We start from the raw sequence: 16951 nt of genomic DNA, 5'->3' as shown, positions 1-16951 counted from the left end.
ACTGATAATTGCAAACACATAACAATCTAAAATCGTATTTATGTGGATGATAACAACAAAAAAAGCCCAAACAAGTATATATTCGGGCTTTTTTAAATAAATTAATATAGAGTTTATTCTTGCTCTAAGTATTTTTCCATTATCGTAATTGCAGATTCAGAAATTACAGTTCCAGGACCAAAAATAGCAACCACTTTTCTTTCCAATAAATAATCATAGTCTTGTGCAGGTATTACCCCACCTGCAAAAACCATAATATCTGGTCTACCTAATTTTTCTAATTCTTCTATTAATTGAGGAATTAACGTTTTATGTCCAGCCGCCAAACTAGATGCACCTACAAAATGCACATCGTTTTCAATAGCTTGTTTTGCTACTTCTTCTGGAGTTTGAAATAAAGACCCCATATCTACGTCAAAACCTAAATCGGCAAAACTAGAAGCAACTACTTTTGCTCCTCTATCGTGTCCGTCTTGCCCCATTTTAGCAATCATAACCCTTGGTCTACGACCTTCTATTTCTGCAAACTTATCCGTTAACTTTTGCGCTCTTGCAAATGTATCATCACTTTTTACTTCTTTTCCGTACACACCACTTATCAATTTAGTATCCGCTTTATGTCTTCCAAAATGAACCTCTAAAGCATCGGATATTTCACCTAATGTAGCAAAATTTTCTGCAGCTTCTACAGCCAAGGCTAATAAATTACCTTTTCCTGTTCCTGCACAATCCTCTAATGCTTTTAAATTGACTGCAACCACTTCAGAATTACGTTCAGTTTTCATTTTATTTAAACGAGCAATTTGAGAATCTCTTACAACCGTATTATCAACTTCTAAAATTTCAATATTTGATTTTTCTGTCGTTTTAAATTTATTTACTCCTACTAAAATATCTTGACCAGAATCTAAACGTGCTTGCTTACGAGCAGAAGCTTCTTCTATACGTAATTTAGGAACTCCAGTTTCAATAGCTTTTGCCATTCCTCCTAATTCTTCAACTTCTTCAATTAATTTCCACGCTTTCTTCGCAATTTCTTGCGTTAAATATTCTACATAATATGAACCTGCCCAAGGATCTACAGATTTTGTCATTTGAGTTTCATCTTGAATAAAAATCTGAGTATTACGTGCTATTCTTGCAGAAAAATCTGTTGGTAAAGCAATTGCTTCATCCAATGCATTGGTGTGTAAAGATTGCGTTCCTCCCAAAGTAGCTGCCATTGCTTCTACACAAGTACGAGCTACATTATTAAAAGGATCTTGCTCACTTAAACTCCAACCAGAAGTTTGACTATGCGTACGCAATGCCATCGATTTTGGGTTTGTTGGATTGAATGATTTTATAATTTTTGCCCAAAGCATACGTGCAGCACGCATTTTTGCAATTTCCATAAAATGATTCATTCCTACTGCCCAGAAGAAAGATAAACGAGGCGCGAATTCATCAATTTTTAAACCAGATTTTAATCCAGTTCTAATGTATTCCATTCCATCTGCTAAAGTATACGCTAATTCAATATCGGCGGTTGCACCCGCTTCTTGCATGTGATAACCAGAAATTGAAATTGAGTTAAACTTAGGCATATTTTTAGTGGTGTAATCAAAAATATCACCAATAATTTTCATGGAAGGTAATGGTGGATAAATGTATGTATTACGCACCATAAACTCCTTTAAAATATCATTCTGAATCGTTCCCGAAAGTTTATCTAAAGCAACGCCTTGTTTTTTTGCAGCAGCTATATAAAAAGCCATAATAGGTAACACAGCACCATTCATTGTCATAGAAACTGACATTTTATCTAACGGAATTTGATCAAACAAAATTTCCATATCTAAAATTGAATCTATGGCAACACCTGCTTTACCAACATCACCCGTTACACGTGGATGATCTGAATCGTAACCACGGTGCGTAGCTAAATCAAAAGCAACTGAAAGTCCTTTTTGACCTGCCGCTAAATTTCTTCTGTAAAAAGCATTTGATTCTTCTGCGGTAGAAAAACCTGCGTATTGACGAATCGTCCAAGGACGCATGGCATACATGGCACTATAAGGACCTCTTAAAAAAGGTGGTACACCAGCTGCAAAACCTAAATGTTCTGCTTCTGCAATATCTTCTTTTGTAAATTGTTTTTTTACAGGGATTCCTTCAGGAGTATTCCAAACATCTTGATTCTCTGAAGTTGCAACAGTTTGTTTGACTGCTGAGTTTATTTTTATATCTGAAAAATCTGGTTTCATACTTCTAAAGATTTAAAGGTTTTTTGAACTTTTTTCTGAATACTAGAAAGTGAGACAAGAACATCAGTTCTCATATTTACAACACCATCTAAACCAACAGCCGTTAATTCATCAATGTTTTTTGGTGCACCTGCTAGTAACAATACTTTATCTGTATCTATGGCTCTAAATGCTTTTACAAATTCTACAGCAGTTTCATCATAATCTTCATCAGAACTACAAATAACAACTACATTTGAAGTTGATTTAGCACTTTCAGTAGCTGCAACCAAAGCGTTTGCAAAACTTTCTTCTTGATGCACATCAAAACCACTTACACCTATAAAATCATAAGCAAAAGCAGCTCTCGCTTTACGCATTGTTAAATTTCCATAACTCGCTAATTGTACAATTGGGCGCACATTTGTTTCATCCACTAATTCTTCTGTAACCCTACGCATTGCCTCAATTTCTAAAGAAGCTCTTCTTGGAGTTAATACCTTCGGATTCTCACTAATTCCTTTAGAAAGTAGATTAGCAGATATTTTCTCCATTAAGTTAGGATACTTGTTAATTCCAACCATTGGAGTTCTACGTTGGCTAATTAATTTTAATTTTTGAAGACGAATTTCAGCAATTTGTTGTTGAATTATTTCTTTTTCAAAATTGATATAAAAACCACCATCAGCTTCAATTGCTTTAAACAACTCTAATGCTTTTTCTGCTATTTTAGAACTAACCTCTTCAATATAATAAGATCCATCAACAGGGTTTGATACTTTACCAAAATAAGATTCTTCTTTTAAAATAGTGGTAATATTACCTGCTATTCTGCTTGAAAAATCAGAAGAACTTTTAAATTCTTTGTCATAAGGATCAATTAAAACTCCGTCTACATTTCCTAAAATAGCAGCCATAGCTTCTGTAGTACAACGTAATAAGTTGGTTTCTGCATCTGTAATTGACTTACTCCAAATAGAAGTTTTAGCCGTTATCGTATTCGAGAAATCAGCAAGTTGATATTTGGCAGCTACCTCAGCTAATAAATTATTGAATGCTCTAAATTTTCCAATTTCAACAAAATACTCTAATCCAATTGCTAAATTAAAATTTAGGTTGTCGAAAATTTGTTGCACTGCAATCTCTTTTTCTTTCAATTTTTCCGTTAAAAAAACGAGAGAACTTAAAGTATATGCTATTTCTTGCACTTGGTTTGCTCCATTATCTAAATACTCCGTTCCAGAAATAGTGATTGCTTTAAAGTTAGGAAAATCTTTTGTTAACTTTATCAGTTCTGCTGTTACATCTACAAGGTTTTCATTAAAACTACCTGTTGTTACATAGCCAGAAATTAAATTTGCATCAATATATCCCTTTAAATTTTTGCCTTTTGCAAAAGCAACTAAATCTTTGGTAAAAGGAATAGAATTATTAAATAATTTAAACGAAACCGAGATAGTATTTAAGTCTATTCCATTTAAAAGTTCTTCTACAGATACATTGGTTATCATTTGAAAAATAATACCATTTATTCCTTCTTCAATTGCTTTTAAGGCCAAATCATTTCCAGATTTACCACAACAAGCAGCAACACTTCTATAGTTTACTAATGATTGTGAGTTTTCTCCTTTATTTTTTAGCTGTGTAATTGAATTTTCTATATTATAACAAGGCTGAAAATTGATACCAGTTAGGTTTTTCCACACTAGTTTTCTATCAAAATCAGCACCTTTTAAATCTGCGGTCACTCTTTCCATCCACTGTTCAGTAGAAACTGAAGAGAAATCTGAAAAAAGTATTTTATTTTTATCGCTCATTATATGTGAATTTATTTAATACAAAAGGTTACAGTTCTTAAAGTTACAAAATTTAAACCCTACCTTCCGTAAGTTTATTATATCATTAAACTACTTCCAAATCTTTCAAATATAGCTTTGTCCAATTCCTCTCTATGATTTGGGTGCGCAATATCTCTTAATGCTTGAGCTCGTTGTTTTAAATTTTTACCAAATAGTTCTGCTATCCCATATTCTGTAGCTATAAACCTAGCATGCGCACGGGTGGTAACAACTCCTGCTCCTACTTTTAACGCTGGAGTAATCTTAGAAACACCTTTAGAGGTTGTTGATGTAATTGCACATATTGGTTTCCCACCTTTTGATAAAGCAGCTCCACGCATAAAGTCCATTTGACCACCAACTCCAGAAAACATTCTCTGACCAATAGAATCTGCACAAATTTGACCTGTTAAATCTACTTCAATAGCAGAATTTATTGCTGTTACTTTTGGGTTTTTACGAATGATAGAAGTATCATTTACGTATGCAATGTCATTCATTTCAATTTCTGGATTATCATCTATAAAGTCATATAAACGTCTTGTTCCCATAGCAAAACCAGAAACAATTTTATAAGGGTTTGTTTTCTTTTTAGAACCGTTTACAACTCCGTTTCTCACTAAATCTATGACACCTTCAGAAAACATCTCTGTATGTATCCCTAAATTTTTATGGTTGTTTAAAAATGTTAAAACGGCATTTGGAATACCACCAATCCCCATTTGAAGCGTTGCACCATCATCAATAATTTCTGCAATATTTTTACCTATAGATTTCTCTATTTCAGATGGTTCTACAAAATTCATTTCGTAGATTTCTTCTTCTACTTCAACACAGGCATCAAAATGTTTTAAATGAATTTGAGCATCTCCAAATGTACGAGGCATGCGCGGGTTAATTTGAGCAATAATTATTTTACCTTGTTCTATACCAGAAATAACAATATCAACAGAAACACCTAAAGAACAAAAACCATGTTTATCCGGTGGCGATACATTTACCAGAACCACGTCCAACTTCATATATCCTTCACGAAATAAACTTGGTATTTCACTTAAAAAAACAGGAATATAATCTACCGTGTTTCCTACCATTTTACGAACGTTTCCACCAATAAAAAAAGCATTGGTATGAAAACTTTCTCTTAATTCTGGTGCAGTATATCCACAAGCTCCCTCGGTATGTAAATGAACAAGTTCAACATTTCTTAATTCTGACGCTCTTGCAACCATCGCTTTTATTAAAGCTTGTGGTGTTGCAGAACCTCCTTGGATTAAAACTCTATCGTTAGATTTGATTAATTTAACAGCTTCATCGGCTGTCATTTTATTTGGTATTTTCATATTATCAAATTTTAAAAATTGTTGTTTTTGTTCATTCACACACTAAAATGAACTTATAATTATCCTTTATCCTAAGAAACTTAAAATAATACCTGCAGCAATTGCAGAACCTATTACACCTGCAACATTTGGCGCCATTGCATGCATTAATAAATAGTTACTTGGATCTGATTTTAAACCTTCGTGATGCACAACACGTGCACTATCTGGAACAGCAGAAACTCCTGCAGCACCAATAAGCGGATTAATTTTATTATCTCCTTTTAAGAATCTATTCATAAATCTAGCGAATAATAAACCTCCACAAGTTGCAATCACAAATGAGATTGCTCCTAAACCAAATATCAATAATGAATCTTTAGTGATAAAAATATCTGCTTGCGTAGAAGCTCCTACTGTAACACCTAATAAAATAGTTACAATATCAATTAATTTGGTTCTTGCCGTATCTGCTAATCTTTCTGTTCTTCCTGACTCTTTTAATAAATTTCCGAAGAATAACATCCCTAATAATGGTAATGCACTAGGAGAGATAAAAAGAGTTAATAATAAAGCAACTACAGGGAAAATCATTTTTTCCTTTTGAGTAACGGCTCTTGGTGGTTTCATTTTTATTTTTCTATCCTCTTTAGAGATTAACAATCTCATTAATGGAGGCTGAATTACAGGAACCAATGCCATGTAAGAATAAGCAGCAATAGCAATAGGTCCAATTAAGTTTTTAACCGTTGTACCATCTGCCAAAATATTAACTCCGTTTGCTAATTTTGATGATAAGAAAATTGCAGTTGGTCCATCGGCTCCACCAATAATACCGATTGCACCTGCTTCTGGAAGGCTGAATCCTAGATAAAGCGCTCCCATAAAAGTTGCAAACACACCAATTTGAGCTGCTGCTCCTAAAAGCATTAATTTGGGATTTGCAATTAAAGATGAAAAATCTGTCATTGCTCCAATTCCTAAAAAAATTAGCGGCGGATAAATACCTTTTACCACTCCAAAATAGAGATAGTTTAATACAGATCCTGTCTCATAAATACCTGTTTGATTTCCGGCTACAAAAGGTATATTTCCTAATATAACACCGGTACCAATTGGTATCAATAGTAAGGGTTCGTAATCAAACTTAATACCTAGGTAAATGAATCCAATTCCGATGATAATCATTATTAAGTTTCCAGAAGTTGTATTTGCAAAACCGGTATAACTGTAAAACTTTTTAATTCCTTCAAAACCTCCTTCAAAAACACCCACATCTTTTTGAGGAGCTTTATCTACTTGTGTTGTAACAACCGTAGTATCGGTTATGGAATCTGGGCTAGCATCTGCGCTTAATCCTAAAACTGGTCTTATAAAGATCAATAAAGATAAAACACAGAATATTAAAATTACTTTTTTCATATTTAGTGTTTTATTCTAGTTCTATCATTAATTCATCATGCAAAACTTGTTGTCCTACACTTATTTTTATATCGGAAATAACACCTGCTTTTTCACAGACAATACTATTTTCCATTTTCATTGCTTCTAAAACAAGCATTCTATCCCCTACCTTTAGTGTATCTCCAACTTTTACATCAATAGACAAAACGACTCCAGGAATAGGAGCAACAATTCTTGTTTTTGCAGATTTTGGATTTACTTGTAAAGGTGCAGCTGGTTGTTTAGACGCAGATCTAATTAATGTAGGAGTCTTTGTTTTTTTAACCTCCTCTTGCATTTTTACCTCATAGGATGTACCATTAACTTCTAATTGAATAATATTATCTTCATGAGATTTTATATTAACGGTGTAGCCGTTTTCGTTTACTTTAAATTTATAGCTTTTCATTTGTTATAATCTATTTTGAATTCCGTAAATTTTAGAACTCCAAGGTGAATATGTTTTTTTAACTTGTTTAATTGTTAAAATTGCACTTTCATGATCATGTTGTTCATTTTTGTACATGTGTACGGCAGCTCCAATAACCGCAGAAATTTCACCAGTAAAATTGCTATCTCCTTTTACTTTAATTTCACTAATTTTCTTATCCTTCCCTTTTGTAATTATTTTATAGGTATAAAGCAATACTGGTAATCCGTAATTAAAGAAAAGTGCGAGTATAACTAATGCGCTAAAAACAATGAATAACCCGGTAATTAGAATAACATAACCTTCGCTTATTGGATCTGTGTATAATAGTATATTTGTCATTATAATGGAATGTTTGAGTGTTTCTTTGGGGGATTTACATCTTTTTTATTCTGAAGTAATTCTAAAGCTCTAATAATTCTAAAACGAGTATTTCTTGGCTCAATTACATCGTCTATAAAACCGTATTTTGCTGCCATGTATGGATTTGCGAACCTTGCAGTGTACTCATCCTCTTTTTTCTGAATGTACTCTTGCTTTTCATCTGCATCTTCTATTTTTCTAATATTAGATCCTTCTAAAACTTCAACAGCTCCTTTTGCTCCCATTACTGCAATTTCTGCCGTTGGCCATGCATAATTTACATCTCCACGTAGTTGCTTACAACTCATAACATCATGTGCACCTCCATAAGATTTACGTAAAGTAATCGTTACTTTTGGCACAGTTGCTTCACCATAGGCAAATAGTAATTTTGCTCCATGTAAAATAATTCCGCCATATTCTTGACCTGTTCCTGGCAAGAAACCTGGTACATCAACTAAGGTTACAATAGCTATATTAAAAGCATCACAAAAACGAACAAATCGAGCAGCTTTTCTAGAAGCATCAATATCTAAAACACCTGCATAATATTTTGGTTGATTGGCAACAATACCAACTGGACGTCCATTAAATCTAGCAAAACCAACACAAATATTTCTTGCATAATTTCTATGAACTTCCGTAAACTCGCCATTATCTGCAAGTATTGATATTACATCTACAATGTCATAAGGTTGATTTGGATTTTCTGGAATAATATCATTTAAAGCATCTTCTAACCTGTCAATTGGGTCATTACAAGGAAGTATTGGTGCTTCTTCTAAATTATTTGATGGCAAGTAACTTAATAATTTACGAACTAATAATAAGTTTTCTTCATCATTTTCTGCTAAGAAATGAGAAACGCCAGATCTAGTAGAGTGAATTTTAGCGCCACCTAATTCTTCTGCAGTTACAACTTCACCTGTTACGGTTTTTACCACTTTAGGACCTGTAACAAACATATAACTTGTTTGATCCGTCATAATTGTAAAATCTGTTAATGCCGGAGAATACACAGCACCACCAGCACAAGGACCTAAAATTGAGGAAATTTGAGGAATTACACCAGAAGCCATAATATTTCTTTGAAAAATTTCTGCATATCCAGCTAAAGACCTTACCCCTTCTTGAATACGTGCTCCACCAGAATCATTTAATCCAATTACGGGAACTCCAATTTTCATTGCCATATCCATCACTTTACATATTTTTAATGCATAAGTTTCAGATAAAGAACCTCCGAAAACGGTAAAATCTTGTGCAAACACATACACAATTCTTCCGTCTATAGTACCATGACCTGTAACAACACCATCAGAAAGATAAATTTGTTTATCCAATCCAAAAGATTTTGTTCTGTGTGTTACAAACATATCAAACTCTTCAAAACTATCATCGTCTAAAAGAATATCTATACGCTCGCGTGCAGTTAATTTACCTTTAGCATGCTGAGAATCGATACGTTTTTCTCCACCACCCATTTTCGCTTCCGCTCTCTTTTCAATGAGTTCGTTAATTTTATCTTGATTTGCCATTTTTATATAAGTATTTTCTTTTAAAATTATTCTTTAGAACAAAGTTCTGTAAGCACTCCTAATGTTGATTTTGGATGTAAGAAGCCAATATTTAACCCTTCAGCACCTTTTCTAGAAACCTTATCTACAAGTCTAACCCCTCGTTCTTCAGCAGTTTTTAAAGCTTCTGTTGCATTGGGGACAGCAAAGGCAATATGATGAATACCTTGTCCCTTTTTCTCTATAAATTTACCTATTGGACCATCCGGAGAAGTACTCTCTAATAATTCTATTTTTGTGTTACCCACCAAAAAAAAGGCTGTCTTCACTTTCTGATCGACAACCTCTTCTATAGAATAACATTTTAAACCTAAAACTTCTTCGTAATATTTTATTGAAACTTCTAAATTTTCAACGGCAATACCTAAATGCTCTATATGTGAAATATTCATAATTTTTATGTTTAAATTTCATCAAATTTAGCATACATCTTGTTTTTATTATATGATAGTTATCATATTCACAGATTATTACAACTTATATTAAATTATTTTGAGGAATCAAAAAAAGAATCTTTTAATTCATTTCTTTATTTAAAAATTATAAAGTTTACAAATTTTAAAGCAGTCTGTAGATATTACTTTTAAATCGACTAATTATCATTTTAACACTTTTATCATAGAAAAATTATTACAACACCAATAAATAGTATTAATATATATGTATTAATGAAGATATTCTGTACTTTTATTACTAAATTTATAAAAAATAAAAGTATTCTAAAACGATATTAAAAATAGATTTATTATGAAGCTGTAATGCTTTTTGAATCTCTTTTTTATTATGGATTTTAAGTTATTTAGAATAATAAATACTTAAATTTGCCGGCGTTTTTTTTCGCTTTATTTTGAAAGGTTAAGTAAAATTAACTAAGTAATTTGCACTCAAAACATATATGTATACATGGCATTAAAAATCGTAATATCTCACAAGACAACTTATAAATATGATAGAAAAGTATCTTTATCTCCTCATATTTTTAGGCTAAGACCAGCACCACACTCGAGAACACCTATAGAATCTTATTCTATTAAAATTACGCCAGAAGAACAATTCTTTAATTGGCAACAAGATCCTTTTGGAAATTATGTGGCTCGTTTGGTTTTTCCTGAGAAAACAGATGAAATGTCTATTGATGTTGAAATTATTGCCGATTTAAAAACTATAAACCCTTTTGATTTCTTTATTGAAGAGTATGCAGAAGAATATCCTTTTGTGTATACAGAAACTGTAAAGAAAGAATTACAACCTTATTTAGAAATTACTGATAAAGGAAAGTTATTAGAAGAGTTTATAAAAACGATAGATTATACGCCAAGAAAAACTATTTATTTTTTAATTGATATCAATCAAAAAATTTATGAGTTTTTAAATTATAACATAAGAATGGACCCAGGTGTTCAAACTTGTGAAGAAACTTTGAATCAAAAAAATGGTTCTTGTAGAGATTATGCATGGTTATTTGTACAAACTTTACGTCACTTAGGTTTTGGAGCACGTTTTGTTTCTGGGTATTTAGTACAATTAAAATCAGACGAAAAATCATTAGACGGTCCTTCTGGTCCTGAAGAAGATTTTACAGATTTACATGCTTGGGCAGAAGTATATTTACCGGGTGCTGGTTGGATTGGTTTTGATGCCACTTCTGGTCTTCTAGCAAGTGAAGGTCATATTCCGTTAGCGTGTACTCCTTCTTTTGAAAGTGCTGCCCCTGTTTCTGGAATGTCTGATAAATGTGAAACAGAATTCTTTTTTGAAAACAAAGTAACAAGAATTTTAGAATCTCCAAGAGTTACAAAACCGTATACAGAAGAACAATGGAAAGAAGTATACAAGCTTGGGAATAAAGTAGAAAAGCAATTAGAAAAAGGCGATGTTCGTTTAACAATGGGAGGCGAACCAACCTTTATATCTATTGATGATTTAGAGTCTCCAGAATGGAATACAACTGCAGATGGTCCTAATAAAAGAAAATTAGCAGGAGATTTAACCAAAGGTTTGTATGATAAATTTGGTAATGGAGCTGTTTTGCATCATGCACAAGGAAAATGGTATCCTGGAGAACCTTTACCAAGATGGCAAATAGAAATTTGTTGGCGTAAAGATGGTAGACCGATTTGGTTCAACAAAAAATATTTATCCAGCTATGCTGATAATCCTATTGTTCCAGAAAATTCTGATAAATTATTTTTAGAAACGCTTACTAAATATTTACGTGTTTCTGCAGAACATATTTTACCAAGTTTCGAAGATCCTTTTTATCATTTATGGGAACAAGGTAATTTACCGATAGACATAGATCCTGCAAAAGACAAAGACGGCTCTTTAGCACGTAAAAAATTACATGAAATTTATGAAAAAGGCGCATCTACACCTGTTGGCTATTTACTTCCTTTAAATAAAACGGAAGACAAATGGTTTAGTAGTGCTTGGACTTTTAGAAGACAACACATCTTTTTAACTCCAGGAAACTCTCCTATGGGATTAAGACTACCTTTAGATTCATTAATGGAAAAACCAGAACACGAGATTTTCCCAATTCATGAACCAGACTTATTTTCTAAAAAGAAACGTTTACCAAGTTTTAAAAATATTGTTAAAAAAAGACATCAAGAATTTTTAGACTTCGGATTAGAATTAAACCAACCTAACTATTTTGTACGTACCGCACTTTGTGCCGAAATTAGAGACCAAAAATTATATTTATTTCTACCACCTTTAGAAACGGCAGAAATGTTTTTAGATTTAATAGCTTCTATAGAACTTACGGCAAGAGAGTTAAACGTACCTGTTATAATGGAAGGTTATGAACCACCACATGATAACAGATTAGAATCTCTAAAAATAACACCAGATCCTGCGGTTATTGAAGTAAATGTACATCCTGTTACTAATTGGAAAGACTTGTGTAAAAACACATTTACTTTCTATGATGAAGCTAAAAAAGCAAGATTAGGTACAGAGAAGTTTATGTTAGATGGTAAACATACCGGAACTGGTGGTGGAAATCATGTAACTTTAGGTGGTACAACTCCTGCAGATAGTCCTTTATTACGTAAACCAAGCTTACTAAGAAGTTTATTAACTTTCTGGCAACATCACCCAGGTTTAACGTATTTATTTTCTGGCTCATTTGTTGGTCCAACGAGTCAGGCTCCAAGAGTAGATGAAGCTCGTTTAGACAACTTATACGAGTTAGAAATTGCCTTTAATCAAATTCCAAAAGATGGCGAAGTGCCTTTTTGGTTAACAGATAGATTGTTTAGACATTTATTAACCGATTTAACGGGAAATACACACAGAGCAGAATTTTGTATCGATAAATTATACTCTCCAGATTCTTCTACAGGAAGATTAGGTATTTTAGAATTACGTGGATTTGATATGCCTCCACACCCTAAAATGAGTTTAGTACAAATGTTACTTGTTAGAACTTTAGTTGCTTGGTTCTGGAAAAAACCTTACGAACATAATTTAGTGCGTTGGGGAACAGAATTACACGATAAATTCTTAATAGAACATTACGTAAGAGAAGATATTAAAGATATTGTAGACCAATTAAATAAAGCAGGTTACGAATTTAAAGAAGATTGGTTCGATCCATTTTTCGAATTTAGATTCCCATTACATGGGATGGTAGACATTAATAATATTCATTTAGAATTAAGAGCAGGTATTGAACCTTGGAATGTTTTAGGAGAAGAAATGACTGGTGGCGGAACTGCAAGATATGTAGATTCTTCATTAGAAAGATTACAAGTAAAAGTTTCTAATTTTAATGAAGACCGTTTTGTATTAAGTTGTAACGGCGTTAAAGTACAATTAAACAAGACAAGTGTTCATGGAGAATATGTAGCTGGTGTTCGTTATAAAGCATGGGATCCGTTTTCTGCTTTACACCCAACAATTCCAGTAGATACTCCACTTGTTTTTGATATTGTAGATACTTGGAACAAACGTTCTATTGGAGGTTGTACTTATTTTGTTGCACATCCAGGAGGAAGATCTTATGATGAATATCCAGTAAATAGCTATGAAGCAGAATCGAGACGAATTAATCGTTTCTGGGAATTTGGACATACACAAGGTGAAATTGACCCTGTGGAAAGTATCAACCCAAATACAGAAAGCACTAGTAGAAGTGTAGAAACCAACAGTAGTTCTAAGCGATTTAAGTTTAAAGAATTACCTGTTAATTTTGAATTTCCTTATACCTTAGATTTAAGAAAAAAGTAGGGAAATTTATTATAGGTAGCATGAAATATGACGATAGAAGAAAATCAAATTGAAAAAACAATCTTACACGATTATTTTTTAAATAAAAGTAAATATGATGAACTATTAATCTCTAAAATGGAAGACACATCAGATTGGAAAGTTTTATTAGACAATTTACAAAAAATTGGACCTAAAAAATTAGCTTCTAAACAAGTTGATATAGATTGGTTATTGGCAGAAAATGGTGTTACCTATAATGTATATAACGATCCTAAAGGATTAAATAGACCTTGGAATTTAAACGTAGTTCCGTTTATAATTCATCAAAAAGAATGGAGCGAAATTGAAAAGGGAATTCAACAAAGATCTGAAGTATTAAACCTTATTTTAAAAGATTTATACGGAAAACGTGAATTGCTTAAAAACGGAATTATTCCGCCAGAAGTAATTTACGCACATCGTGGTTTTTTACGTTCTTGTGATCAAATTGAATATAAAACAGCAAAACAATTACTGGTACATGCAGTAGATTTAGCTAGAGGTCCGGACGGACGTATGTGGGTTGTAAATGACAGAACACAAGCACCTTCTGGTATGGGATATGCTTTAGAAAATAGATTTTCTACAACTAAAATTATTCCTGAAATATATAAGCATATAAACGTTAGGCAGCCATCTACCTTTTTTAATGATTTTAATAAATTGTTATTAAGTGTAGCTCCGGCTAATAAAGAGAACCCAATGGTGGTTATTTTAACACCTGGTCCACATAATGAAACATATTTCGAACATTCTTATTTGTCTTCATTTTTAGGTCATCCTTTGGTAAAAGGAAATGATTTAGTAGTAAGACATGGCAAAGTTTGGCTAAAATCTTTAAAAGGTTTAAAACAAGTAGATGTTATTTTACGACGTGTAGATGACAGCTTTATGGATCCTTTAGAATTAAGAGAAGATTCTTATTTAGGAGTTGCAGGTTTATTAGAAGTTGTTCGCTTACAAAATGTTGCCATCGTAAACCCTATTGGAAGTGGTGTTTTAGAAAACCCTGCTTTAATTCCGTTTATGGAGAATATTTGCAAATTTTTCTTAAAAGAAAAGTTAATTCTACCTCAAATTGCTTCTTGGTGGTGCGGACAAGAAAAAGAGAGAAAACATGTTCTAGAAGACTTACCATCTTATGTAGTAAAAAGAATAGACAGATCGCATAGAGAACATATCTATTTCTGTGAGTTTTTAAGTAAAGAAGAATTAAAGGAACTAAAAGCTGAAATTTTAGAAAACCCAAATAGATTTGTAGCACAAGAAAAAATATCTTTTTCTACAGCTCCTAATTTTATTGATGATAAATTAGAACCTCGTAAAATTGTGTGCAGAACTTTTTCTATTGCAAAACAAGATAGTTATAGCGTTATGCCTGGTGGCTTAGTCAGAGTTGCCACAGAACGTGAAGAACTTTTTGTGTCTAATCAGCGAGGAGGAACTAGTAAAGATTTTTGGATTGTTAGTGATAAAAAACAAAATTACTTACAAAACTATTCTTGGAATAAGAGCGTTTCTAATCAGGCAGAAAGTATTAATGACGTACCAAGTAATACCGCCGAAAACCTATATTGGTCTGGTAGATACTTGGGGAGAACTTTATTTACAGCAAGGTATTTACGCATGGTTTTAAACCAAATGACCCATGTACAATATAATGATGAAAGAAAATCTGAATCTGAAAGTTTAAAAATATTATTTCAGTCTATTACAAACATTACTTCTACGTTTCCTGGTTTTACAGGAGAAAATGAAGAAGAAGCATTAAAGAATCCTCTTAAAGAATTAAAGTCGCTTACTCTAGATAATCAAAGAATTGGAGGTTTTGCTCAATCTATGCAGAGTTTTAACAATTCTTATTATTCTCTCAGAAATCTATGGTCTAAAGATATGTGGCGTGTTTTTGATGGAATTCAGAAACAACTTACAAAACTTAAAGAAGAAAAGGTTTACACTATTTCTACTTTATCTAAGTTCTTTGATAAAATAATTACAAGATTGATTGCTTTTATGGCTTTGTCAGAAGAAAGTATATTAGTAAGACAAGGACTTCTACTCTACTTTATTGGTTTGCAAATAGAACAAGCATCTATGACTATAGAGAAATTTAGGTCTTTAATTATTGTAAATTATAATGAGGAATTAGAGTATGAAGTTTTAGAATCACTTTTAAATAGTCACGAAAGTTTAAACATCTATAGATACAGTTACAAGTCTTATCTAAGTATAGAAAACGTCTTAAAGTTATTAGTTTTAGATAAAGAATACTCTAGATCTTTAATGTACCAAGTAAAAAGGATTAAGAAAGATATTGATAAGTTACCGAATACAAATACATCTGTAGAAATGACTATTTGTCAAAAAAACATCAATACGGTAATTCATAAAATTGAAAGTTTATCACTAGAAGAAATTCTAGAAATTGATGAAACATCTAATATGCGTAAAAAGTTAGACAATTTACTGTCTGATTTGAGTGATTTATTACACTTAACATCTTTATCTGTTTCAGATACTTACTTTAACCACTCTCAGCAACAAAAACAGTTGGTAGATAGAAAAATTTCTAATTAATATGATTTTTGACCTTTGGCACAAAACAAAATATAGTTATGAAAACGGTGCTTCCTTTTGTCATAATATAACCACCTTAAAACCTAAAAGTTTTAAAGGGCAGAATGTATTAGAATACGCTTTAGAAATTAGCCCAGAACCTACTGATATTTCAGAAAGACTCGATTTTTTTGGCAATACAGTTACTCGTTTTTCAATTCAACAAAGTCACGAAGAACTGGTTGTTATAGCACGTAGTAAAGTTTCTAGAGATTATGATTTACAAATAGAAGGACAAAATTTAACTGAAGGAAAAAAAGTTACCATAGAAGAAGCAATTAAATTATTAAAAGAAACCCAGCCAGACATTATTGAAGCTAGACAATTTGTTTTAGGTTCTCCTTTAATTTCTGATATGAGTACTGTTATTAAAGAATACGCATTGGTTTCCTTTAAACCAGAAAGATCTTTATATGAAGCTTCTTACGAATTAATGCAACGTATTTTTACAGATTTCGACTTCGTTTCTGGATTTACAAACATTGCAACACCATTAAAAGTAGTAATGAAAGAGAAAAAAGGTGTTTGTCAAGATTTTGCTCAAATAGCCATTGCTTGTGTAAGGTCTATGGGATTGCCTGCAAGATATGTAAGCGGCTATATAGAAACACTACCACCAGAAGGAAAAGAAAAGCTGATTGGTACAGATGCTTCTCATGCATGGTTTTCTGTATTTATCCCAACCCTAGGTTGGATAGATTTTGACCCAACCAACAACCAAATCCCAAAAAATCAACATATTGTTGTTGCTCATGGTAGAGATTATTATGATGTACCACCATTAAAAGGAGTTATTTACAGTACAGGTAAAAGTAAAATGGATGTGGCCGTAGATTTAAGACCTGCCAAAAATTATCAAAGCCAAAGTCAGTCTTAAACT

11 protein-coding genes are annotated in these 16951 nt (G+C 32.3%); 3 read left to right on the top strand and 8 right to left on the bottom strand.

What is annotated here, in order from left to right:
- Window positions 1-113: 113 nt before the first annotated feature.
- From scpA to mce, 8 genes are all read right to left on the bottom strand, one after another.
- Complete coding sequence (gene scpA / locus H0I27_RS08875) at window positions 114-2246, bottom strand: methylmalonyl-CoA mutase (protein ID WP_218730368.1); 2133 nt, start codon at window positions 2244-2246, stop codon at window positions 114-116.
- Window positions 2243-4042, bottom strand: a complete 1800-nt coding sequence (locus H0I27_RS08870; protein WP_218730367.1) for a methylmalonyl-CoA mutase family protein — start codon at window positions 4040-4042, stop codon at window positions 2243-2245. The genes scpA and H0I27_RS08870 overlap by 4 nt, the downstream gene beginning before the upstream one ends.
- A gap of 77 nt (window positions 4043-4119) precedes the next feature.
- Entirely contained in the window at window positions 4120-5406 is a 1287-nt protein-coding gene (locus tag H0I27_RS08865) for an acetyl-CoA hydrolase/transferase family protein (RefSeq protein WP_218730366.1), read from the bottom strand.
- A 66-nt stretch (window positions 5407-5472) separates the two neighbouring features.
- Window positions 5473-6807: a sodium ion-translocating decarboxylase subunit beta gene (locus H0I27_RS08860; protein ID WP_218730365.1), complete on the bottom strand. Its 1335-nt coding sequence runs from the start codon at window positions 6805-6807 to the stop codon at window positions 5473-5475.
- A 10-nt stretch (window positions 6808-6817) separates the two neighbouring features.
- Window positions 6818-7237, bottom strand: a complete 420-nt coding sequence (locus H0I27_RS08855) for a biotin/lipoyl-containing protein (protein ID WP_218730364.1) — start codon at window positions 7235-7237, stop codon at window positions 6818-6820.
- Window positions 7238-7240: 3 nt separating this feature from the next.
- A complete protein-coding gene (locus tag H0I27_RS08850; RefSeq protein WP_218730363.1) occupies window positions 7241-7600 on the bottom strand; it encodes an OadG family protein in 360 nt (119 codons plus the stop codon).
- On the bottom strand, window positions 7600-9159 hold the full coding sequence (locus H0I27_RS08845; protein ID WP_218730362.1) for an acyl-CoA carboxylase subunit beta: 1560 nt from the start codon (window positions 9157-9159) through the stop codon (window positions 7600-7602). Before H0I27_RS08845 ends, H0I27_RS08850 begins: the two co-directional genes overlap by 1 nt.
- Window positions 9160-9185: 26 nt before the next feature.
- A complete protein-coding gene (gene mce / locus H0I27_RS08840; RefSeq protein ID WP_068448052.1) occupies window positions 9186-9590 on the bottom strand; it encodes a methylmalonyl-CoA epimerase in 405 nt (134 codons plus the stop codon).
- 511 nt (window positions 9591-10101) lie between these two features.
- On the opposite strand from mce, the gene H0I27_RS08835 reads away from it, so the two are divergent.
- Genes H0I27_RS08835 through H0I27_RS08825 form a run of 3 tightly spaced genes read left to right on the top strand, consistent with a single transcriptional unit; the run spans window position 10102 to window position 16948 of the window.
- Complete coding sequence (locus H0I27_RS08835; protein ID WP_218730361.1) at window positions 10102-13434, top strand: DUF2126 domain-containing protein; 3333 nt, start codon at window positions 10102-10104, stop codon at window positions 13432-13434.
- 27 nt (window positions 13435-13461) lie between these two features.
- Window positions 13462-16032 carry a circularly permuted type 2 ATP-grasp protein gene (locus tag H0I27_RS08830; RefSeq protein ID WP_218730360.1) on the top strand — a complete coding sequence of 857 codons (2571 nt, stop codon included), beginning with the start codon at window positions 13462-13464 and terminating at the stop codon, window positions 16030-16032.
- Between the two features lies 1 nt (window position 16033).
- On the top strand, window positions 16034-16948 hold the full coding sequence (locus H0I27_RS08825) for a transglutaminase family protein (RefSeq protein ID WP_218730359.1): 915 nt from the start codon (window positions 16034-16036) through the stop codon (window positions 16946-16948).
- The last annotated feature ends 3 nt before the right edge of the window (window positions 16949-16951 follow it).

Source organism: Polaribacter sp. HaHaR_3_91 (assembly GCF_019278525.1).
GTDB lineage: Bacteria > Bacteroidota > Bacteroidia > Flavobacteriales > Flavobacteriaceae > Polaribacter.
This window is presented reverse-complemented; position numbering and strand designations above follow the sequence as displayed.